The 22,004-nt window shown below is 61.6% G+C and carries 16 protein-coding genes; 5 read left to right on the top strand and 11 right to left on the bottom strand.

The annotated features are described in order from the left end of the window. Positions 1–106: 106 nt before the first annotated feature. From cmk to mtnA, 7 genes are all read right to left on the bottom strand, one after another. Positions 107–796 (bottom strand): (d)CMP kinase, encoded by a 690-nt coding sequence (gene cmk / locus C5F71_RS22320; protein ID WP_029298696.1) that lies wholly within the window; start codon positions 794–796, stop codon positions 107–109. After that, positions 793–3,003: a bifunctional prephenate dehydrogenase/3-phosphoshikimate 1-carboxyvinyltransferase gene (locus C5F71_RS22315; RefSeq protein WP_104912651.1), complete on the bottom strand. Its 2,211-nt coding sequence runs from the start codon at positions 3,001–3,003 to the stop codon at positions 793–795. The genes cmk and C5F71_RS22315 overlap by 4 nt, the downstream gene beginning before the upstream one ends. 28 nt (positions 3,004–3,031) lie before the next feature. Next, positions 3,032–4,144: a histidinol-phosphate transaminase gene (gene hisC, locus C5F71_RS22310; protein ID WP_092235122.1), complete on the bottom strand. Its 1,113-nt coding sequence runs from the start codon at positions 4,142–4,144 to the stop codon at positions 3,032–3,034. A 9-nt stretch (positions 4,145–4,153) separates the two neighbouring features. Beyond that, positions 4,154–5,248, bottom strand: a complete 1,095-nt coding sequence (gene pheA, locus C5F71_RS22305; protein ID WP_029298704.1) for a prephenate dehydratase — start codon at positions 5,246–5,248, stop codon at positions 4,154–4,156. After that, positions 5,248–6,333: a 3-phosphoserine/phosphohydroxythreonine transaminase gene (gene serC / locus C5F71_RS22300; protein ID WP_029298706.1), complete on the bottom strand. Its 1,086-nt coding sequence runs from the start codon at positions 6,331–6,333 to the stop codon at positions 5,248–5,250. The genes pheA and serC overlap by 1 nt, the downstream gene beginning before the upstream one ends. A gap of 226 nt (positions 6,334–6,559) precedes the next feature. Next, the gene (gene gyrA / locus C5F71_RS22295) at positions 6,560–9,214 is read right to left on the bottom strand and encodes a DNA gyrase subunit A (RefSeq protein ID WP_029298707.1); all 2,655 of its coding nucleotides are present in this window, start codon (positions 9,212–9,214) and stop codon (positions 6,560–6,562) included. 424 nt (positions 9,215–9,638) lie between these two features. After that, positions 9,639–10,715 (bottom strand): S-methyl-5-thioribose-1-phosphate isomerase, encoded by a 1,077-nt coding sequence (gene mtnA / locus C5F71_RS22290; RefSeq protein WP_104911961.1) that lies wholly within the window; start codon positions 10,713–10,715, stop codon positions 9,639–9,641. Positions 10,716–10,824: 109 nt separating this feature from the next. Between mtnA and C5F71_RS22285 the strand changes: the two genes are divergently transcribed. The 5 genes from C5F71_RS22285 to C5F71_RS22265 all read left to right on the top strand — a co-directional run bounded on the left by C5F71_RS22285 (position 10,825) and on the right by C5F71_RS22265 (position 16,185). Further along, positions 10,825–12,156, top strand: a complete 1,332-nt coding sequence (locus C5F71_RS22285) for a TRZ/ATZ family hydrolase (protein ID WP_104911960.1) — start codon at positions 10,825–10,827, stop codon at positions 12,154–12,156. Between the two features lie 62 nt (positions 12,157–12,218). After that, positions 12,219–12,917 carry a bifunctional 2-polyprenyl-6-hydroxyphenol methylase/3-demethylubiquinol 3-O-methyltransferase UbiG gene (gene ubiG, locus C5F71_RS22280; RefSeq protein ID WP_003172645.1) on the top strand — a complete coding sequence of 233 codons (699 nt, stop codon included), beginning with the start codon at positions 12,219–12,221 and terminating at the stop codon, positions 12,915–12,917. Between the two features lie 4 nt (positions 12,918–12,921). Further along, positions 12,922–13,593 carry an N-acetylmuramic acid 6-phosphate phosphatase MupP gene (gene mupP / locus C5F71_RS22275; protein ID WP_104911959.1) on the top strand — a complete coding sequence of 224 codons (672 nt, stop codon included), beginning with the start codon at positions 12,922–12,924 and terminating at the stop codon, positions 13,591–13,593. A 154-nt stretch (positions 13,594–13,747) separates the two neighbouring features. Continuing rightward, positions 13,748–14,488 carry a YciK family oxidoreductase gene (locus C5F71_RS22270; protein WP_032863166.1) on the top strand — a complete coding sequence of 247 codons (741 nt, stop codon included), beginning with the start codon at positions 13,748–13,750 and terminating at the stop codon, positions 14,486–14,488. Between the two features lie 770 nt (positions 14,489–15,258). Further along, on the top strand, positions 15,259–16,185 hold the full coding sequence (locus C5F71_RS22265; RefSeq protein WP_029298719.1) for a GGDEF domain-containing protein: 927 nt from the start codon (positions 15,259–15,261) through the stop codon (positions 16,183–16,185). A gap of 22 nt (positions 16,186–16,207) precedes the next feature. Here C5F71_RS22265 and C5F71_RS22260 read toward each other — a convergent pair whose 3' ends face one another. The 4 genes from C5F71_RS22260 to C5F71_RS22245 form a co-directional block, all read right to left on the bottom strand. After that, on the bottom strand, positions 16,208–16,963 hold the full coding sequence (locus C5F71_RS22260; protein ID WP_371923357.1) for a TenA family transcriptional regulator: 756 nt from the start codon (positions 16,961–16,963) through the stop codon (positions 16,208–16,210). Between the two features lie 79 nt (positions 16,964–17,042). Then, entirely contained in the window at positions 17,043–19,505 is a 2,463-nt protein-coding gene (locus C5F71_RS22255; RefSeq protein ID WP_029298722.1) for an EAL domain-containing protein, read from the bottom strand. 95 nt (positions 19,506–19,600) lie between these two features. Beyond that, complete coding sequence (locus tag C5F71_RS22250; RefSeq protein ID WP_104911957.1) at positions 19,601–21,406, bottom strand: ABC transporter ATP-binding protein; 1,806 nt, start codon at positions 21,404–21,406, stop codon at positions 19,601–19,603. Beyond that, a complete protein-coding gene (locus C5F71_RS22245) occupies positions 21,399–22,001 on the bottom strand; it encodes a DsbA family protein (RefSeq protein WP_169851649.1) in 603 nt (200 codons plus the stop codon). The genes C5F71_RS22250 and C5F71_RS22245 overlap by 8 nt, the downstream gene beginning before the upstream one ends. Positions 22,002–22,004: the final 3 nt, after the last annotated feature.

The raw sequence follows: 22,004 nt of genomic DNA, 5'->3' as shown, positions 1-22,004 counted from the left end.
TAAGGGCGAAGAATACGCCCATCTGCCACACCCCAGACGGTGTGGGTTACGTTCATATAAGAGAAGAAGCGCAGGTCTAGGACTGGTCCCCTGCACTTCCTCTGAGTCATCCGGCGATATCGCGAAGGGCGATTTCACTCAAGATGCGTTCCAGCACCTGCTCGATGGACAATTCCGTGGAATCCAGCTGTATGGCGTCAGCCGCCGGTTTGAGCGGGGCTACCGCACGCTGGGTGTCACGCTCATCGCGCGCACGAATCTCATCTAGCAGACTCGACAGACTAACACCATCCACCTTGCCCTTCAACTGCAAGTAACGGCGGCGCGCCCGCTCCTCGGCACTGGCCGTCAGGAAAATCTTCAGCGGCGCCTCAGGGAACACCACGGTACCCATATCACGGCCATCGGCCACAAGGCCCGGTGGCTCCTGGAAAGCCCGTTGACGCTGGAGCAAGGCATCACGCACGGCCGGCAAGGCGGCGACCTGGGAAGCCCAGGAGCCAACCTGCTCGTTACGCAGATCATCGGTTACGTCATCTCCTTCCAGGATAATGCGCAGCGAATGACCTTCGGTCGCGCCGACGAACTGCACGTCAAGGTGAGCCGCCAGCAATACCAACGATGCTTCATTGGTCAGGTCGACGCCATGATTACGTGCGGCGAAAGCCAGCAGGCGATACAACGCCCCGGAGTCCAGCAGACACCACCCCAGACGCTTGGCCAACAAGCCTGCGACGGTGCCTTTGCCAGAGCCGCTCGGCCCGTCGATGGTAATCACCGGTGCTTTGATATTCACAATTGAGCCTCTTGGGCTACACGAATGCCGACTTGGGCAGACAGTGTAAGAAAATTCGGAAAAGATGTAGCTACGTTGGCACAGTCATGGATACGAATCGGCGCAGTGGCACGCAGGGACGCCACACTGAACGCCATGGCGATCCGATGATCACCGTGGGCATGCACTTCACCCCCGGCCATGCCGCCGCCATCAATGATAATCCCATCAGGGGTCGGCACACACTTCACACCCAGCGCCAACAGACCGTCGGCCATTACCTGGATGCGGTCAGACTCCTTGACCCGCAACTCTTCGGCACCACGCAATACCGTGCGCCCCTGGGCGCAAGCGGCGGCGACAAACAGCACTGGGAATTCGTCGATAGCCAGGGGAACCAGCGCTTCGGGAATCTCGATACCCTTGAGCGGTGCCGCGCGTACACGCAGGTCCGCAACCGGTTCACCGCCCACTTCACGCAGATTTTCCAGGGTGATATCGGCCCCCATGAGGCGCAGGATATCGATCACCCCGGTGCGGGTAGGATTGATTCCCACATGCTCCAGCAACAATTCGGACCCCTCGGCAATCGAGGCGGCCACCAGGAAGAATGCCGCGGAAGATATATCACCCGGCACTTCGATGCGCGTGGCCAACAGTGCATGACCCGACTCAACCGCCACCGTTGCGTCAACGACCTCCACCGGGCAGCCAAAACCGCGCAACATCCGCTCGGTATGATCACGGGTGGGCGCAGGCTCGGTCACCGCCGTCCGGCCTTCGGCGTACAAGCCAGCCAGCAACAGACTGGACTTGACCTGGGCGCTGGCCATCGGCAGCGTGTAATTCAACCCCTTGAGCGACTGCCCGCCACGAATAGTCAGCGGTGGCTGGCCTTCCGGCCCGGTTTCGATCACCGCGCCCATCGCCCGTAACGGCTTGGCCACGCGATTCATCGGCCGCTTGGACAGCGAAGCATCGCCGGTCAGCACACTGTCAAAACGCTGCGCCACCAACAAGCCTGACAGCAGGCGCATGGACGTGCCCGAATTGCCGAGATAGATCGGCCCCGGGGCCGGCTTCAAGCCATGCAGGCCCACACCATGGATGGTCACTCGCCCATGATGCGGACCTTCGATCACCACCCCCATGTCGCGGAACGCCTGCAGGGTCGCCAGGGCATCCTCACCCTCAAGGAACCCCTCGACTTCGGTAATACCGTCCGCCAGCGACCCGAGCATGATCGAGCGATGGGAAATGGATTTATCCCCCGGCACCCGGATCTTGCCACTCAATTGCCCACCGGGGCTGGCGACAAACACCACATCGTCAGTGTTGACGGCGGCGTCCATATAGGCACGCCGCGCCAGGATCTTGCTGAAGTGCTCGCGCGCTACCCGTGCACGGGTGAAAACACCCAGCAACTGGTGCCCATCCCCCGCATCGACCGCATCGCGCAAGGCATCCAAGTCACTGCGGAAGGTGTCCAGGGTGCGCAGCACGGCCTCGCGATTGGCGAGAAATATGTCGTGCCACATCACCGGGTCGCTCCCGGCAATCCGCGTGAAATCGCGAAAACCGCCGGCGGCGTAACGGAAAATCTCCAGATTTTCGTTGCGCTTGGCCAGGGAGTCGACCAGGCCAAAAGCCAGAAGGTGCGGCAGATGACTGGTCGCCGCCAGCACTTCGTCATGGCGCTCGACCTGCATATGCTCGACATCCGCCCCCAGCTCGCGCCACAGCCGATCCACCACCGCCAAGGCGGCGGGATCGGTTTCTGGCAACGGCGTGAGGATCACCTTGTGCCGACGGAACAGCTGGGCGTTGGAGGCTTCCACCCCGCTCTGCTCGGAGCCAGCGATCGGATGCCCCGGCACGAACCGCGCCGGCATGCCGCCAAACGCCAGCCGCGCCGCGCGTACAACATTGCCTTTGGCACTGCCGACATCCGTGAGGATCGCCTGGCCCAGGTCCATGCCAGCCAGCAGCGCCAGCAATTTTTCCATGGCCAGGATCGGTACCGCCAACTGAATGACATCGGCGCCCTGGCATGCCAGGGCCAAGTCCGCCTCACAGCGGTCCACCACACCCAGCTCAACCGCCAACCGACGCGATTGCGGGTCCAGATCCACACCGACCACTTCGCCACACAGGCCGCTTTCACGCAGGCCCTTGGCAAAGGAGCCGCCAATCAATCCCAGGCCGACCACCACCAGGCGACCGATCACAGGCACAACAGGTTGCATTGCAATCACATCAACCACGGGCCAGGACCTTGGCCAGCGCCTCAAGGAAGCGACTGTTTTCAGCCGGCAAACCGATGGTGATACGCAAATGGTTGGGCATGCCGTAATTGGCCACCGGACGCACGATCACGCCTTCGCGCAGCAGGCCCTGGAATACCGGAGCGGCCTCCTGGGCGAGATCTACGCAGACAAAGTTGCCCTTGGACTCAATCCAGCCCAGGCCCAACTCACGAAAGCCTTGCTGCAGCTGCTGCATACCGCTTTCGTTGATCCGCCGCCCTTCTTCCAGGTACTCGGCATCCTTGAGCGCCGCACAGGCCGCCGCCAGGGCCAGGCTGTTGACGTTGAATGGCTGGCGCACGCGGTTCAGCACATCCGCGACAACGGCTGTGGATAACCCGTAGCCAACCCGCAGCGACGCCAGGCCATAAGCCTTGGAGAACGTGCGCGATACCAGCAGGTTCGGGTAGGCCGCGAGGAAGTCCAGGCCGTCGGGCAAGTCACTGCCTTCGGCGTATTCGATGTAGGCCTCGTCCAGCACCACCAACACGTGCCCAGGCACATCCTGCAGGAACTCGTTCAGCGCGTCGGCACCGAACCAGGTACCGGTCGGGTTGTTCGGGTTGGCGATAAACACTACGCGGGTCTGGGCATCGATGGCCGCCAGCATGGCCGGCAGGTCATGCCCCCAGTCCTTGGCCGCAATCACCCGCGCCTCGGCGCCGACAGCCTGGGTGACAATCGGATACACCGCAAACGCGTGCTCACTGAACACCGCATTCAGGCCCGGGGCCAGATAGGCACGCGCCACCAGTTCCAGGATGTCGTTGGAACCGTTACCCAGGGTCACCTGGCTCAACTCGACCCGGCAGCTCTCGGCCAGCAGGGACTTGAGGGCAAAGCCGTTACCGTCGGGATAACGGGTCAGTTCCGCCAACTCTTCGCGGATCGCCGCCAGCACTTTGGGGCTTGGCCCCAAGGGGTTTTCATTGCTGGCCAGCTTGACGATCTTCGCCGGGTCCAGATTCAACTCGCGCGCCAACTCGTCCACAGGCTTGCCTGGAACGTAAGGCGACAGTTGTTGCACGCCCGGCTGCGCCAGGGCGAGGAAGTTGCCACTCATGTCAAAGCCTCACAAAACCGCTTTCGGGTAGGAACCCAGCACCTTGAGTGCCACGGCTTCCTGACTGATTTTCTCGAGCACACCCTTGACCAGCGGATCACGGTGGTGCCCGACGAAGTCGATAAAGAACACATAGGTCCATTTACCGCTGCGCGAAGGACGGGTCTCGATGCGCGTCAGGTCAATCCCGTTGTCATGGAACGGCACCAGCAGCTCATGCAGCGCCCCCGGCTTGTTGCTCATGGAGACGATGATCGACGTCTTATCGTCGCCGGTCGGCGGCACTTCCTGGCTGCCGATCATCAAGAAGCGCGTGGAGTTGTCCGGGCGATCCTCGATTTTCTCGGCCAGGCGCGTCAGGCCGTACAGGCCCGCAGCCATATCCCCGGCAATCGCCGCCGAATTCCACTCACCCTTGACCCGCTTGGCCGCCTCGGCGTTGCTGGAGACCGCGACGCGCTCGACATTCGGGTAATGAGCGTCCAGCCACTTGCGGCACTGGGCCAGGGACTGAGCGTGGGAGTAAATGCGGCTGATGCTGTCAGTCTTGGTGTTTTCGCCCACCAGCAAGTGGTGGTGAATACGCAGCTCGACTTCGCCACAGATCACCATGTCGTGCTCAAGGAAGCTGTCAAGCGTATGGTTGACCGCGCCTTCGGTGGAGTTTTCCACCGGCACTACGCCGAAGTTCACCGCACCGGCAGCCACTTCGCGGAACACCTCATCTATGGCCGCCATCGGCTTGCTGATCACCGCGTGGCCGAAATGCTTCATCGCCGCCGCCTGGGTGAAGGTGCCTTCGGGGCCGAGGTACGCCACTTTCAATGGCTGCTCGAGGGCTAGGCACGAAGACATGATTTCGCGGAACAACCGTGCCATCTCTTCATTGCCCAGCGGCCCCTGGTTACGCTCCATCACCCGCTTGAGCACTTGGGCTTCGCGCTCTGGACGATAGAACACCGGCACTTCGCCTTCGGCCAGGGAAGCCATCTTGACCCGCGCCACTTCCTGGGCACACCGCGCCCGCTCACTGATCAGCTCCAGGACCTTGGTGTCCAGGGCGTCAATGCGTACACGCAGGGCCTTGAGTTCTTGCTCAGACATTAGCCGTGTTCCTTTTCGAACTCTGCCATGTAGGCCACCAGTGCCTTGATGGCATTGATGTCGACGGCGTTGTAGATGGACGCGCGCATGCCGCCTACCGAACGATGCCCCTTGAGGTTGAGCAGGCCACGCTCGTCGGCACCCGCCAGGAATGGCTTGTCCAGGCGGTCATCGGCCAGGCGGAACGGCACGTTCATCCACGAACGGGCGCTCAGGCTGATCGGGTTGCTGTACAGGCCGCTGGCGTCGATGAAGTCGTACAGGGTGCGCTTCTTCTCTTCGTTGAGCTTGCCCATGGCTGCCACGCCGCCCTGCTCCTTGAGCCACTCGAACACCAGGCCCGACAGGTACCAGGCAAAAGCCGGCGGAGTGTTGTACATCGAGCCGTTGTCGGCCGCGACCTTGTAGTTGAGCATGGTCGGGCACACCGAGCGGGCACGACCGAGCAGGTCTTCACGGATGATGTTGACCAGGATGCCGCTCGGGCCGATGTTCTTCTGCGCGCCGGCGTAGATCATGCCGTAGCGGGACACATCCATCGGGCGCGAGAGGATGTCCGAGGACATGTCGCACACCAACGGGACATCACCGACTTCAGGTACCCAGTCAAATTCCAGGCCGCCGATGGTTTCGTTCTGGACGTAGTGAACATAGGACGCGTCCTTGGACAACTTCCACTCGTTCTGACCTGGAATAGCGAAATAATCGTAGGGCTTGGCAGTACCGGCCACGTTGATGTTGCCGTAGCGCGAGGCCTCTTCAATGGCCTTCTGCCCCCAGATACCGGTATCGATATAGTCGGCAGTGCCGTCTTCCGGCAGCAGGTTCAGCGGGATCTGGGCGAACTGCTGGCTGGCGCCGCCTTGCAGGAACAGCACCTTGTAGTCCGACGGGATGTCCAGCAGGTCACGCAGATCCTGCTCGGCCTTGGTGGCAATGGACACGAACTCATCACTGCGATGGCTCATTTCCATCACGGAGAGGCCTTTGCCATGCCAGTCGAGGAGTTCACCCTGCGCGCGCTGCAGGACTGCTTCAGGAAGTGCCGCGGGACCAGCACAGAAGTTATAGGCTCTCTTGCTCACATCCAATCTCGCTCTGATCTGTTGGTCACATAATTCGTGTTCGACACATAACCCCTGTGGGAGCGGGCTTGCTCGCGAAAGCGGTGTGTCAGCCCGCCTATGCGCTGACTGATACGCCGCTTTCGCGAGCAAGCCCGCTCCCACAGGGGAATGCGCAGTATTGCAAACTTTCAAAAGGGACAAATAACAAGGGGGCGAATCTTCATCCGCCCCCTTGGTTGTCCGCTTATTCCTGCGGTTCTTCTTCGTCTGCGGCAGCATCGAGGGTTGGCTCGTCGACGCTGTCATCGCCGGCTGCGATCACCTCGCCATCGAACTCCTCGCCTTCCAGCTCCTCGCCTTCGACTTCCGATGGCTCCTGGACACGCTCCAGGCCCACCAGGGTCTCGTCGCTGGCCAGCTTGATCAAGGTCACGCCCTGGGTGTTACGGCCCAGGCTCGACACTTCATCAACACGGGTACGTACCAGGGTGCCCTGGTCGGAAATCAGCATGATTTCCTCGCCATCCAGCACCTGGACCGCGCCGACCAGACGGCCGTTGCGATCGTTGCTGACCATGGCGATCACACCCTGGCCGCCACGCTTGTACTCGGGGAACTCGCTGATAGCGGTGCGCTTGCCATAACCACGGGCCGAAGCCGTAAGGATCTGGCTGCCTTCTTCCGGGATCAGCATGGAAATCAGCTTCTGCCCTTCCGGCAGGCGCATACCGCGCACACCACGGGCGGTACGGCCCATCGCACGCACGTCGGACTCTTTGAAGCGCGTCACTTTGCCACCGTCGGAGAACAGCATGACTTCACGCTCGCCATCGGTAATGGCCGCAGAGATCAGCACGTCGCCTTCGTCCAGCTCCAGGGCGATCAGGCCCACGCTGCGCTGGCGACTGAAGGATTCCAGCGGAGTCTTCTTCACGGTGCCTTTGGCGGTCGCCATGAAGATGAAGTGACCCTCGGTGTATTCCTCGACCGGCAGCATGGTGGTGATGTATTCATCGGTGTCCAGCGGCAACAGGTTGACCAGCGGACGGCCACGGGCAGCGCGGGACGCTTCCGGGATTTCGTAGGTCTTGAGCCAGTACACCTTGCCCTTGCTGGAGAACAGCAACAGCGTGGTGTGGCTGTTGGCAACCAGCAGGTGAGCGATGTAGTCCTCATCCTTCACGCCGGTAGCCGATTTACCTTTACCACCGCGGCGCTGGGCCTGGTACGCAGCCAAAGGCTGGGTCTTGGCATAGCCACCGTGGGAGATGGTCACCACGCGCTCTTCTTCCGGGATCATGTCACCCAGGGTCAGGTCGAGGCGCGCATCAAGAATTTCGGTGCGGCGCACGTCGCCATATTCGGCGCGGATCACTTCCAGTTCTTCGCGGATCACTTCCATCAGGCGCACGGCGCTGTTGAGGATGCGGATCAGCTCGCCGATCTGGTTGAGGATCTCCTGGTACTCGGCCAGCAGCTTCTCGTGCTCCAAACCGGTCAAACGGTGCAGGCGCAGTTCCAGGATGGCCTGGGCCTGCTCCGGCGACAGGAAGTATTTGCCATCACGCAGGCCGTATTGCGGGTCCAGGGTCTCCGGACGGCACGAATCGGCACCGGCACGCTCAACCATCGCCACGACGGCACTGGATTCCCACGGCATCTTGATCAGCGCTTCCTTGGCTTCCGACGGGGTCGGCGAAGCCTTGATCAGGGCGATAACCGGGTCGATGTTCGACAGCGCAACCGCCTGGCCTTCCAGGATGTGCCCGCGCTCGCGGGCCTTGCGCAGTTCGAACACGGTGCGGCGGGTAACCACTTCACGACGGTGACGCACGAAGGCTTCCAGCAGATCCTTGAGGTTCAGGATGCGCGGGCGACCGTCGATCAGGGCCACGACGTTGATACCAAACACGCTTTGCAGCTGGGTCTGGGCGTAGAGGTTGTTGAGGATCACCTCAGGCACTTCGCCACGGCGCAGCTCGATCACCACGCGCATACCGTCTTTGTCAGACTCGTCGCGCAGTTCGGTGATGCCTTCGAGTTTCTTCTCTTTAACCAGCTCGGCGATCTTCTCGATCAGACGCGCCTTGTTCAACTGGTACGGGAGTTCGGTGATGACGATCTGCTGGCGACCACCGACCTTGTCGATGTCTTCGATCATCGAGCGGGCGCGCATATAAATGCGGCCACGGCCGGTGCGATAGGCTTCGATGATGCCGGCGCGACCGTTGATGATCGCGGCGGTCGGGAAGTCCGGGCCGGGGATGTATTGCATCAGCTCATCGACGGTCAGCTCGGGGTTGTCGATAAGCGCCAGGCAACCGTCGATGACTTCACCGAGGTTGTGTGGCGGGATGTTGGTGGCCATGCCCACGGCGATACCGCTGGAGCCGTTGACCAACAGGTTGGGAATACGGGTCGGCATGACCGCCGGGATCATTTCGGTGCCGTCGTAGTTCGGCACCCAGTCCACGGTTTCTTTGTGCAGGTCGGCCAGCAGCTCGTGTGCCAGCTTGGTCATGCGCACTTCGGTGTATCGCATGGCCGCGGCGTTGTCGCCGTCCACCGAACCGAAGTTGCCCTGGCCGTCTACCAGCAGGTAGCGCAGGGAAAACGGCTGGGCCATCCGAACGATGGTGTCGTACACCGCAGTGTCGCCGTGAGGGTGATACTTACCGATCACGTCACCGACAACACGGGCAGATTTCTTGTACGGCTTGTTCCAGTCGTTACCCAGCTCGCTCATCGCGAACAGCACACGCCGGTGCACGGGCTTCAAGCCATCGCGCGCATCAGGCAGTGCCCGCCCGACAATTACGCTCATCGCATAGTCGAGGTAGGACTGTTTCAGCTCGTCTTCGATATTGACCGGGAGGATTTCTTTGGCCAGTTCGCCCATGAGAAGCCTGATTCCTTTTTCGGGTGAAACCTCGTCACATCCATATGGGACGAACGAAGCTCGCCGCCGCCGGCATGATGCCTGGCAACGACTTACGACAAATCAACGAGTTATGACACGGATCTGCGCATTAAAGGTCGCCCCTTGGGGTGACCTTGGAAACCGCCGAATGGTATCACAATCGCCGCCACGCACCTATCCCCCAGATGCGCATGGAGCGTAGTAAGTTGACGGATGACAGGCTTGAGGGCGACGAGAGGGGCTCAGAGCTGAATAGAGGCTAGGATTTGCCTGTGGATCCGAGGGTTTTGCTGGCTTTTCGGGCCAATCGCGGGCAAGCCTGCTCCCACCGTTGTTTTATGAAGGCACTCATAATGTGGGAGCGGGCTTGCCCGCGATTGCAATCTGCCAGACACCAAAGCCCTCAATGCAGGCGCTTACGGCACATCAGTTTGGCGATCTTGGCGGTATCAGGCCGCTCGACGATGCCTTTTTCGGTGACGATCACGTCGATCAGGTCCGCCGGCGTGACGTCAAACACCGGGTTAAAGACCGCAACATCCGCAGCAAAGCGCTGCCCTGCAACCTCCAGCAACTCGCCGGCATCGCGCTCTTCCAGGGTGACGTCATCACCAGTAGCCATCATCAGGTCCAGGGTCGAACTCGCCGCCACCACCATAAAGCGTACGCCATGGTGCATGGCGCACACGGCCAACTGGTAGGTGCCGATCTTACTGATCACATCGCCATTGGCGGCGATGCAGTCAGCGCCCACAATCACCCAGGTCACCCCCTTGGTCTTGAGGATATGCGCGCCAGCCGAGTCGGCATTCACCGTGACCGGAATGCCCGCGCCCGCCAGTTCCCAGGCGGTCAACCGCGAGCCTTGCAGCCAGGGGCGGGTTTCGTTGGCATAGACCTGCTCGACCATGCCCTCCAGAAACGCCGCACGGATCACCCCCAGCGCAGTGCCTACACCACCGCTCGCCAAGGCCCCGGCGTTGCCATGGGTCAGGATCGCCTGGGCATTGCCCTGATGCTTGCGGATCAATTCGACGCCCAATTGCGCCATGGTGAGGTTGGCTTCACGGTCGCTTTCATGGATCGCGATGGCTTCGGCCTCCAGCACCGCCAGCGGATCGGCGTGCCTTTTGAGGCGATCGAGGCGATCACGCATGCGCTTGATGGCCCAGAACAGGTTCGACGCGGTGGGACGGGAATCGGCCAGCAGCGCGTAGTCCTCCTCCCATGAAGCCTGCCAGTCACCGCCCTCGGCGATCCGCGCGCGCGCGGCCAGCACCAGCCCGTAGGCGGCGCTGATGCCGATGGCCGGTGCGCCCCGCACCACCATCGCACGAATGGCCGCAGCCACTTCGTCGACCGTCGCGCAGGTCACCCAGTTTTCCCGGGAGGGCAGCGCACGCTGATCGAGCAGGTGCAGTGCGCCATCACGCCAATCGATGGCCTTCACTTTCTCCGCTGCCAACAGTCGATCGCGCATCCCTCACCCCGTACTCATCAACAAAAGCCGCGGATTATAGCGATCCGCCAGCCAGGACGCTCGGGTATACTTCGCCCTCTTTATATGACCGCCCCGGACGATGCCCGCTATGACGCCACCTGCCGCCCCGCTCGACTTACTGCTGCTGCCAAGCTGGCTGGTACCGGTCGAGCCTGCGGGCGTGGTGCTCAAGGCGCATGGCCTGGGCATCCGCGACGGGCGCATCGCGTTTATCGGCCCGCGCGCGCAGGCGCTGAAACTGGCAGCCCATGAAGTACGCGAGTTGCCCGGAGTGCTGCTCAGTCCTGGCCTGGTAAACGCCCATGGCCACGCGGCAATGACCCTGTTTCGTGGCCTGGCCGACGACCTGCCACTGATGACCTGGCTGCAACAGCATATCTGGCCGGCCGAAGCCAAGTGGGTCGATGAGGCGTTTGTACGTGATGGCACCGATCTGGCGATTGCCGAGCAGATCAAGGGCGGCATCAGTTGCTTCTCAGACATGTACTTCTTCCCCAAGGTCGCCAGCGAACGCGTACACAACAGCGGCCTGCGGGCACAGATTGCCATTCCGATCCTCGACTTCCCGATCCCCGGCGCAGCCAATGCCGACGAGGCGATCCGCCAGGGCGTGGAGCTGTTTGGCGACCTCAAGCATCACCCACGGATCAAAATCGCCTTTGGCCCCCATGCGCCTTATACCGTCAGCGATGCAAACCTGGAAAAAGTCCGGGTGATCGCCGAGGAGCTGGACGCCGCCATTCATATGCATGTCCACGAAACCGCCTTTGAAGTGCAGCAGTCCGTGGAACAGTATGGCGAACGCCCCCTGGCCCGACTCGCGCGCCTGGGCCTGCTCGGCCCGCGCTTGCAGGCCGTTCATATGACCCAAATCAGCGAAGACGACCTGGCGTTGCTGGTAGAAAGCAACAGCAGCGTGATCCATTGCCCGGAATCCAACCTGAAACTGGCCAGTGGCTTCTGCCCGGTGGAACGCTTGTGGCAGGCCGGCGTCAATGTGGCAGTAGGCACCGATGGCGCAGCAAGCAACAATGACCTGGACCTGTTGGGCGAAACCCGCACCGCTGCGCTGCTGGCCAAGGCCGTCGCCGGCTCGGCCAGCGCCCTGGATGCCCACCGTGCGCTGCGCATGGCCACCCTCAACGGTGCGCGGGCCATGGGCCTGGAGGCTGAAATCGGCTCGCTGGAAGTGGGCAAGGCCGCAGATATCGTGGCCTTCGACCTTTCAGGACTGGCCCAGCAACCGATCTACGATCCGGTCTCGCAGCTTATATATGCCACCGGACGCGATTGTGTGAAACACCTTTGGGTCGGCGGCAAGCAACTGCTCGACGACCGGCAACTGACCCATATGGATGAGCAGCAACTGAGCGCCATGGCCGCTGCCTGGGGCCAGCGCATCAGTGGACACCACGAATAACGCCGGCCCAGGATCAATATTCCGGCCAGGCACACCGTTTTATCGGATTTAGAGGACTACCCATGAGTAACGTCGACCACGCCGAAATCGCCAAATTCGAAGCCCTGGCCCACCGCTGGTGGGACCGCGAGAGCGAGTTCAAGCCCCTGCACGACATCAACCCGCTGCGGGTCAACTGGATCGACGAGCGCGTCAATCTGGCCGGCAAGAAAGTCCTCGACGTGGGCTGCGGCGGCGGCATCCTCAGCGAGGCCATGGCCCAGCGCGGCGCCACGGTGATGGGCATCGACATGGGCGAGGCGCCTCTGGCCGTGGCCCAGTTGCATCAGTTGGAGTCGGGCGTGAGCGTGGAGTACCGCCAGATCACCGCCGAAGCCCTGGCCGAGGAAATGCCCGAGCAGTTCGACGTGGTGACCTGCCTGGAGATGCTGGAGCACGTGCCCGACCCATCGTCGGTGATCCGTGCGTGTTTTCGTATGGTCAAGCCCGGCGGCCAGGTGTTCTTCTCCACCATCAACCGCAACCCCAAGGCTTACCTGTTCGCGATCATCGGCGCCGAATACATCATGAAGCTGCTGCCGCGCGGCACCCATGACTTCAAGAAATTCATCCGTCCTTCCGAACTGGGTGCCTGGAGCCGCCAGGCCGGGCTGACCGTCAAGGACATCATCGGCTTGACCTACAACCCGCTGACCAAGCACTACAAGCTGGCCAGCGACGTCGACGTCAACTACATGATCCAGACCCTGCGAGAGGAATAAACCTGTGAAGTTGAAAGCGGTTCTTTTCGACATGGACGGTACGCTGCTCGATACCGCGCCGGACTTTATCGCCATCTGCCAGGCCATGCGTGCCGAGCGCGGGCTTGCGCCGATCAACGATCAGCATATCCGCGATGAAGTCTCCGGCGGCGCCCGGGCCATGGTTGCCGTGACGTTTACCATGGACCCCGAGTCCCCAGGCTTCGAAGCGTTGCGCCTGGAGTTCCTCGAACGCTACCTCAAGGGCTGCGCGATCCATAGCAAGCTGTTTGATGGCATGGCCGAACTGCTGGAAGACATCGAACGGTCCAAGCTGATCTGGGGCGTGGTCACCAACAAGCCGCTGCGCTTTGCCGAGCCGATCATGGAGCAACTGGGCCTGGCCCAACGCTCGGCGCTGCTGATCTGCCCGGACCACGTGAAGAACAGCAAGCCTGACCCGGAACCGCTGATCCTGGCCTGCAAGATGCTCGACCTGGACCCGGCCAGCGTACTGTTCGTGGGCGATGACCTGCGGGATATCGAGTCAGGACGCGACGCCGGCACCCGCACCGCCGCCGTCACCTATGGCTACATCCACCCCGACGACAACGCCCGCAACTGGGGTGCCGACGTTGTGGTCGATCATCCGCTGGAACTGCGCAAAGTGCTCGATAGCGCACTCTGCAGCTGCTGAATGGCTAACCAATGAAGCTCTAATGTGGAAGCGGGCTTGCTCGCGAAGGCGGTGGGTCATCTGATAAAGAGTTGACTGACACTACGCTTTCGCGAGCAAGCCCGCTCCCACATTCAGATATGTGTTGCCCCACTGAATTTTGTTGAGGTCGATTATGTTTGATTACTCCGCACGCCCAGAATTGCTCAAGGACCGGGTCATCCTGGTCACCGGCGCCGGTCGCGGGATTGGTGCTGCTGCGGCCAAGACCTACGCCGCCCACGGCGCCACCGTGCTGTTGCTGGGCAAGACCGAAGCCAACCTGGCCCAGGTCTACGATGAAATCGAAGCCGCCGGCCACCCGCAACCGGTGGTGATCCCGTTCAACCTGGAAACCGCCCTGCCCCATCAATACGATGAGCTGGCGGCAATGATCGAAAAAGAATTCGGCCATCTCGACGGGTTGCTGCACAACGCCTCGATCATCGGCCCGCGCACCCCGATCGAACAGCTGTCGGGCGAGAATTTCATGCGCGTCATGCATATCAACGTCAACGCCATGTTTATGCTGACTGCCACGCTGCTGCCGCTGCTCAAGCTGTCCCAGGACGCGTCGGTGGTGTTTACCTCCAGCAGCGTCGGGCGCAAAGGGCGCGCTTACTGGGGCGCCTATGGCGTATCGAAATTCGCCACCGAAGGCCTGATGCAGACCCTGGCGGACGAACTCGACACCGTTGCCGCAGTGCGCGCCAACAGCATCAACCCAGGCGCCACCCGTACCAGCATGCGAGCCCAGGCTTATCCTGGAGAAAACCCGGCCAACAACCCGCTGCCGGAAGAAATCATGCCGGTATACCTGTACCTGATGGGCCCGGATAGCTCGGGGATCAATGGGCAGGCATTCGACGCGCAGTAATCCCCACAATGCGGGAGCGGGCTTGTCTGGGACAACCCTACGTCTCTAACTGACGACTCACCCCGTGGCGAGCGGGCTTGCCCCGCGCTGGGCTGCGAAGCAGCCCCACCCCAGGCACCGCGATTGTTTCAGACATACCGAGCCGGCAGGTCTTGGGGCGGCTCCGCCACCCAACGCGGGCGATGCGGCGTTCCGACAAGCCCGCTCGCCACAACAAGCCCACAGGTCTTTGCCCACCCATCACATGTGGGAGCTGGCTTGCCTGGGATAACCCTAGGTCTCTACACAACTTTCAGAAACTGACGACTTACCCTGTGGCGAGCGGGCTTGCCCCGCGCTGGGCTGCGTAGCAGCCCCACCCCAGAAACCGCAGTTGTTTCAGACATACCGAGCCAGCAGGGTTTGGGGCGGCTCCGCCACCCAGCGCGGGCGATACGGCGTTCCGGCAAGCCCGCTCGCCACAACAAGCCCCCCCCACAGGGGCGGGCGCCAAGTTCCCAGCGCTGTGCCTAAGCACCAAATCCCATCCCCTTGTTTTATAAGCAATAAAAAATATTGCACGAAATGGCACGCTTTTCGCTCCAATTTGCTTCAAACAGGCGGCACGACGTAAAGACGTGTGGCATGGGATCAGGGGTTATAACCCCCGGCAAAGCGGACTAGACTGTTACCTATGTTTTACGGAACTGAAGGAACAGTAAGGCGCCCGCCAGCGGCCGCTCCCATTGAGCCTGTAAGACAGCATTAAGTGCTTAGAGGCCTACCCGCTTATGAAAACACCGACCCAGACCAACGCAATTGACTTCGACAGTGCCAAATTGCAACGCCTGGGCTTTGGCCAGCCTTCCCTTATCGCACGGCGCCCCATCAGCCTTGGGCAACTGCGCCAGCAACTGAACCTGCAATTGCAGACCAGCCTGGAGGCGGAGCGAATCCTTGGCCTGTTCTTTCGCGAAGTGCAACGCCTTGTGCCCCTGGATGCCCTGCAATACCGCCATGAAGCCAGCGACCTGCGCCTGGAATACGGCCAGCGTGGCCATCACTCCGTGAGCTACAGCCTCAGCCACGAGGGCGAGCACCTGGGAGAGTTGGTGTTTCGCCGCAACCAGCGTTTCACGGAGGAGGAACAGGGCAATCTGGAGTCGCTGCTGGCCAGCCTGCTCTACCCGATGCGCAACGCCTTGCTGTATCGCTGCGCGACCCGCACCGCCCTGCGCGATCCACTGACCGAGACCGGCAATCGCGTCGCCATGGACCAGACCCTGGGCCGCGAGATCGAAATGGCCAAGCGGCACCTGCATCCGCTGTCCTTGCTGATGCTCGACATCGATCACTTCAAGCACATCAACGACAGCCACGGCCACGCCACCGGCGACAAAGTGCTCAAGGCCGTCGCTGCCTCGATCAAAAGCCAGTTGCGCAATGTGGATATGGTGTTTCGGTTTGGTGGGGACGAGTTCCTGATCCTGCTTTCCAACACCAGCCGCGAGGCCGCCACCCTGGTCGGCGAACGCCTGCGCCAGGCAGCGCAGGCCCGGGACTACTGGGCAGACGCTACGCGTATCGAATTGACGGTGAGCCTGGGTTGCGCGACGTTGCTGGCGGGCGAGTCGGCCGAGAGCCTGCTGCGTCGCGCCGACAATGCCTTGTACGTGGCCAAGCGCGAAGGCCGTAACCGCCTGGCAATGGCGGGGTAAACGCTACCCCGCCATGCCCGGGTCAGGCTTCGCTGGTCGCCAGGACTTGACGGCGGGTCACCGCAGTTTTCTCCAACTGCATGCAGCGCTCCAGGAACAGGTACATATAGTCGTAGCTTTTGCACACAGCCTGGCGCAACTCCACTTGCAACGCCTTGCTCGGGTTCATCCCCGCCAGGGTGCAAATAATCTCCAGCGCTTCCCACGGGTGGGCGTCGTCATACTGGGCATGCATCTTCAGCCACTTCATGGCGCGCTTGCGGTCTTCTTCAGGGAAAGCAGCGGCATACACCCCCGTCGAACACACCAGCGCAGACCACTCCCCAGTGGCGCCTTCGATGGCGTAGTTGGTGGCGGCAATGGCAACGATCAACGAATCGGCCGAACTGGTGTGCCAGCACCAATGACTCAGCGCATGCAACTCTGGCGGTACGTGTTGCGCCTGCAGCTCTTCCAGGCCGACGCCATGGGCGCGCGCCCAGTGCATCCAATAATCGGCATGGTTCAGTTCCACACGAATATTGCGCATCAACCAACGTCGCGCCATATCCTCCCCAGGATGTCGGGCAAACTTGGTCTTGGTCAGGTTTTGTGCCATGTACAACGCGAACTGTTCCACCACTGGCCAGCCACCGATCAGGTAGTGGCGCATGGTCTTGGCGCTGAGCTTGTTATCGCGCATGCGCTGGTACAGCTCGTGTTCGACAACGCGGCGCTTGCTCTCGCTACAGTCCTGGATCAATTGCTGAGCCCAGGCGGGGTAACTTGAGGCTTCCATAAGCGGGCCGGTTCTGCTGAATGTGTCGATCACTGTCGGGCTCCTTTTGATTTGTGATGTGTACAGACCAGCAGATGTTTCAGCGGAACGTGCCGGGCGCCCTGAATAACAGAGGCTGCGGGCGCGCAGGTCGACATTGCAAACTGTCGAAGGTAAACAATTGCGGGCGCTCAATCAGGTAGCCCTGAGCGTAGTCCACGCCGATCTCGAGCAGTGCCTGCTCGATGTGCGGCGTTTCGACAAACTCGGCAATCGTGCGTTTACCCATGACATGGCCGATGTGATTGATCACTTCGACCATGGCGCGGTTAATCGGGTCGTCCAGCATATCCTTTACGAAACTTCCATCGATCTTCAGGAAGTCTACAGGTAAATGTTTGAGGTAGGCGAATGAGGACATTCCGGCACAAAAGTCATCCAGGGAGAAACAGCAACCCAACGCCTTGAGCTCATTGATAAAACGAATCGCGCTGCCCAGGTTGGAAATGGCGCTGGTTTCGGTGATTTCAAAACAGATCATGCCCGGTGGAATCCCATAGGCACTGAACTTCTCCCGCAGGAAACGCAGGAAATCGTCATCGCCAATGGTGATGCCCGACAGGTTGATCGCACACATCGCCATGGGCCTGCCAGGTCGCTCGAGCATGCAACGGGCGATCAGCTTGAACACGTTCTCTACCACCCAGCGGTCCAGCGAGGTCATCAACCCGTAGCGTTCGGCGGCCGGGATAAAGCTGTCAGGCAAAATGATCCGCCCCGCTTCATCGTGCAGGCGCAGCAGGATCTCGATATGCCCGGCCCCCGCCTCGGTGTGGCCCAAGGGCGCGATTTCCTGGGCATACAGGCAGAAGCGGTCCTCTTCCAGGGCCATGTGCAGGCGCTGGATCCAGGCCATTTCGCCAAAGCGCAACGACAGCTCGGTGTCGTCGGCATGATAGACCTGCACCCGATTGCGCCCCTTCTCCTTGGCCATGTAACAGGCCATATCCGCGGCACGCAATGACGTCTCCAGGGTGGTCGGGGTGTGCGAGATATGCACCAGGCCGATACTGACCGTGGTGACAAACGGTCGGCCTTTCCAGACGAAGTGCAGGTTTTGCACGGTATGTCGCAGGCTCTCGGCGATCTTCTCGGCCACCGGCGCCGGGCAGTTTTCCAGCAGGATGCCAAACTCGTCCCCGCCCAGGCGGGCCAGGGTATCGCCTTCGCGCAGGTCCGATTGCAGCAAGGCGCAGATATGCCGCAACAGTTCATCGCCCGCCGCATGGCCACACGTGTCGTTGACCAGCTTGAACTGGTCCAGGTCGAGGAACATCAAGGCATGGCGCGCCGACTGCTGGCGCCCGACGCCATGCAGCACCTGCTCCAGGCGATATTCAAATTCACGCCGATTGGCCAGCCCGGTCAAGGCATCATGGGTCGCCTGCCAGGACAGATTGGCAATGTACTGGCGCTCCTGGGTCATGTCGTGCAACACCAGCACCGCGCCACTGACCTTGCCGGCGCTGCGGATCGGTGCGCCGACCAGAGTCACGGAGACGGTACTGCCATCCAGGCGCTGGATCAGCTTGGAGTGCTCGCTGCCACCGCTGAGTTGACCGTCAAGAATATGGTCGATCAGGGTAAACCCGTCGGCCTGGGCGTGTTCATCCAGCAGATTGAACAACGCAGCCAACGGCAGCCCTTGCGCCTGGGCCGCGTTCCAGTGGGTCAGGGATTCCGCCGCCGGGTTCATGTAGGCGATAGCCCCATCGACATCGGTAGTGATCACCCCATCGCCGATGGACTCCAGGGTGATCTGCGCCCGCTCCTTCTCCAGCTGCAAAGCATCGGCAAACGCGTGGCGCTGGGCCAATAGCTTGCGCGTGCGCAGCAACGCCAAGGCGATCAGCCCCAAGGCAGTGGCCAGGTTGGTGATCAGCAACAGGCGCAGAATCACCCTGGAGCCTTCACCCAAGGCATCGCTGAAGGCCTTGGCCGCCGGCGTCACCCCCTCGTTGATCGCGATGATTCGGTTTTTCCAGGCATGGATATCGGCACTGCTGACCCGATCGGCGATGATTTGCCGGTGCATCTCCTGCGCCAGCTCATCAAGTTGCACCAGGTAGCTGTCACCGACGGTCCACAGTTCGATGGCTTTTTCCAGGTAGCTGAAATGGCGAAAGTTGAGGTACAGCCAGATCAGGCTCGACACGTCGTCAGGATGATTGCCGCCCTTGAGGATCCCCTGGCGCGCCGCCGCCAGGTCAGGACTGGAGCGATCCAGGGCGATACGCAGCTCGTGCCCGCCCTGGGGGACGGCAATGGCGTTCTGGTATTTGAGAAAGGTCGCCTGGTCGCGGTTGTCGGCGTACAGGGTCAGGTAGTAGATGGCGTCTTTCTGGCCCTTGGACCACAGGCTCTCGCCCGCCACATAGCCGCGCACGGCCGACAGCACGTAAAGACTGACGCAGCCCAGCAACGCCTGGAACAGCACGACGGCAATAAAGGGCCAGACAATACCGAGCAACCGGGGTGTTCCGAGAGTTCGCTTCTGCTTCATGAGATCCCTTGCATCAGCACAGGCGACTAAAAACTGCTCCTGACAGCACAGCCGAGGCCAAACACGACCCCTTCAGGGCCGGAGCCGGGATCGATTCAGCGAACTTGTTGCAAGTGTCCATAAAGCTTGGCGTACAAGCCGCCATCGGCTATCAGTTGCTGGTGGTCGCCATCTTCGGCGATGTGTCCACCGTCAAACACCAACACCCTATCAGCCTGCTTCACCGCCGACAAACGGTGAGCAATGATCAGTGTAGTACGCCCACTGAGAAACCGCGCCAAGGCCTGGTGCAGGTTGTACTCGGTAGCCGCATCCAGGGCCGAGGTGGCTTCGTCGAGAATTACCACTTTTGGCTCGGCCAGCACCATCCGGGCAATCGCCAGGCGTTGGCGCTGGCCACCGGACAAACGCACGCCCGAGCGCCCGACAATACTGTCCAGACCTTGAGGCAACCCTTTGACCGTAGCATCCAACTGGGCAATTTCAAGGGCCTGCCAACAGGCCTGGTCAGTGCGCTCGCGGCCCATGGTGAGGTTGGCGCGCACGGTGTCGTTGAACAGCGCCGGATGCTGCAGCACCACCGCGACATGCTCGCGAATGGTTTCCAGGCCAATGGCCTGCTGGGTCGCGCCGCCGAAGCGGATCGTCCCCGCTTGTGGGGTGTAGAGCCCCAACAGCAATTGCACCAGGGTGCTTTTGCCGCCGCCACTGGCACCGACGATTGCAACCTTTTCGCCGGGGGCAATGGCCAGGTTCAACTGGTTGAGCACCAGGTCTTCGCCATAGCCGAAGTCCAGGCCCCGCACTTCGATGCCCACGGTCTGGTGTCCGGTAAACGGATCTTCGCCCCCGGCATATTGCGGTTCGTCGGCACGGGCCAGCAGTTCGTTGATGCGCGTCAGCGCACCGCCGGCGGCGTAGTAGGCGTACTGCAGGTTCAGCAGTTGTTCCACCGGGCCGATCATGAACCACAGGTAGCTGAACACCGCGAGCATCTGGCCGATGGACAGGTCGGAAAACAGCACCGTAAGCATCGCTGCCGCACGGAAGATATCGATCCCGAACTGGAACAGCAGGCCGCTGGCGCGGCTGGATGCATCGCTTTTCCACTGGGAGTTGATGGCAAAGTCACGTACTTCCTGGGCACGCTGCCCCAGGCGCCCGAGGAAAAAGCCCTGGCGATTGCCCGCGCGTACTTCCTGGATGGCGTCCAGGGTTTCCGTGAGGGCCTGGGTGAACCGCGAGGTGCTGTCGTTTTCCAGCTTCTTCAGGTGTTTGACCCGCTTGCCCAACTGCACCGTGGCGTAGATCACCAATGGGTTGAACAACAGGATCAACAGCGCCAGCTTCCAGTGCATCCACATCAGGATGCCGGAGGTGCCGACCAGGGTCAGCATCGCCACCAGGAAGCGGCTCAAGGTTTCACCGACAAACTTGTCCACGGTGTCGAGGTCGGTCACCAGGTGCGTGGTCACGGTACCGCTGCCCAGGCTTTCGTATTCACTCAGGGAAATGCGCTTGAGCCGTTCGATCAGGCGCACGCGGATGCGATAGACAATGTCCTTGGCCAGCCCGGCAAACAGGCGCGCCTGGACCACGTTGAACACCAGCGCCGCGCAACGCAGCACCAGGGTGATCAGCAGCATCAGGCCGATATAGCCTGCGGCCTGCTGCCAGGGTGCTGGCAACGCGTGGTTCATCACCTTCAGCGCGGCATCGCCATTGCCCAGCAACACCTCGTCCACCAGCAATGGCAGGAGCAAGGGAATCGGAACGCTGCACAGGGTCGCCAGAACGGCGACACCATTGGCGATCCACAGGGCTTTTTTATGACGCAGGGCCAGGCGGCGGATTTCTGCCCAGGTCAGCCGATCAACGCGTACGGCGGGTTGATCAGCCACAGGCGGCTCGCTCCAGCCAGCGACCGAGCAACGGCGACAGCTCGGACAGCGGCTGGTAGCCGTTGGTCAACAAGGCCAATTGGCCATTGCGCTCGGCCAACAAGGTGGGAAAACCGGCGATGCCCAGGTCCTGGACCCAAGTGAAATCGGCGGCCGTGGCGGCATGCTGTTCGGCGCGGTCAAAAGCCTCGGCAAACTCGATACGCGGTACCCCGGCGGTCTCGGCCAGTTCCACCAGCACACTGGCGCGGGTCACATCGCGACCCTCGACGTAAAATGCCTGCTGGATCAGCCCGAGCAAGGTCCAGGCGCAATCCGGCGCCAGGCTGCGCGCGGTGACAAGGGCTCGGCATGCCGGCTCCGTGTCATACACAAACCCGTCAGGCAAGGCGCCCTCCAGGCGGAACGGCTGGCCAGTGGCTTCAGTCACCGCCTGCCAGTGTTCCAGGATATAGCGCCGGGTGGCCGGCTCCAGCGCCGAACCACTGCCGGTGCGCAAACCGCCGACCACCAGGTGCAATTCCACGCCAGCCGCCTGGGCCTGCTCAACCAGGGCCTTGGCCACCGGGGCAAAACCCCAGCACCAGGAACACATCGG

The sequence above is a fragment of the Pseudomonas sp. LG1D9 genome (genome assembly GCF_002949995.1).
Classification (GTDB): domain Bacteria; phylum Pseudomonadota; class Gammaproteobacteria; order Pseudomonadales; family Pseudomonadaceae; genus Aquipseudomonas; species Aquipseudomonas proteolytica.
Note: the sequence above shows the minus strand (reverse complement) of the source record. Positions and strands in the feature narration are given on the sequence as shown.

What these genes read in the sequence shown, in the direction of transcription:
- hisC (WP_092235122.1), bottom strand. Translation starts at nt 4,144, where the DNA reads ATGAGTGGCAACTTCCTCGCCCTGGCGCAGCCGGGCGTGCAACAACTG.
- pheA (WP_029298704.1), bottom strand. Translation starts at nt 5,248, where the DNA reads ATGTCTGAGCAAGAACTCAAGGCCCTGCGTGTACGCATTGACGCCCTG.
- gyrA (WP_029298707.1), bottom strand. Translation starts at nt 9,214, where the DNA reads ATGGGCGAACTGGCCAAAGAAATCCTCCCGGTCAATATCGAAGACGAG.
- mtnA (WP_104911961.1), bottom strand. Translation starts at nt 10,715, where the DNA reads ATGCGCGATCGACTGTTGGCAGCGGAGAAAGTGAAGGCCATCGATTGG.
- C5F71_RS22285 (WP_104911960.1), top strand. Translation starts at nt 10,825, where the DNA reads ATGACGCCACCTGCCGCCCCGCTCGACTTACTGCTGCTGCCAAGCTGG.
- ubiG (WP_003172645.1), top strand. Translation starts at nt 12,219, where the DNA reads ATGAGTAACGTCGACCACGCCGAAATCGCCAAATTCGAAGCCCTGGCC.
- C5F71_RS22270 (WP_032863166.1), top strand. Translation starts at nt 13,748, where the DNA reads ATGTTTGATTACTCCGCACGCCCAGAATTGCTCAAGGACCGGGTCATC.
- C5F71_RS22265 (WP_029298719.1), top strand. Translation starts at nt 15,259, where the DNA reads ATGAAAACACCGACCCAGACCAACGCAATTGACTTCGACAGTGCCAAA.
- C5F71_RS22260 (WP_371923357.1), bottom strand. Translation starts at nt 16,963, where the DNA reads ATGGAAGCCTCAAGTTACCCCGCCTGGGCTCAGCAATTGATCCAGGAC.
- C5F71_RS22255 (WP_029298722.1), bottom strand. Translation starts at nt 19,505, where the DNA reads ATGAAGCAGAAGCGAACTCTCGGAACACCCCGGTTGCTCGGTATTGTC.
- C5F71_RS22245 (WP_169851649.1), bottom strand. Translation starts at nt 22,001, where the DNA reads ATGTGTTCCTGGTGCTGGGGTTTTGCCCCGGTGGCCAAGGCCCTGGTT.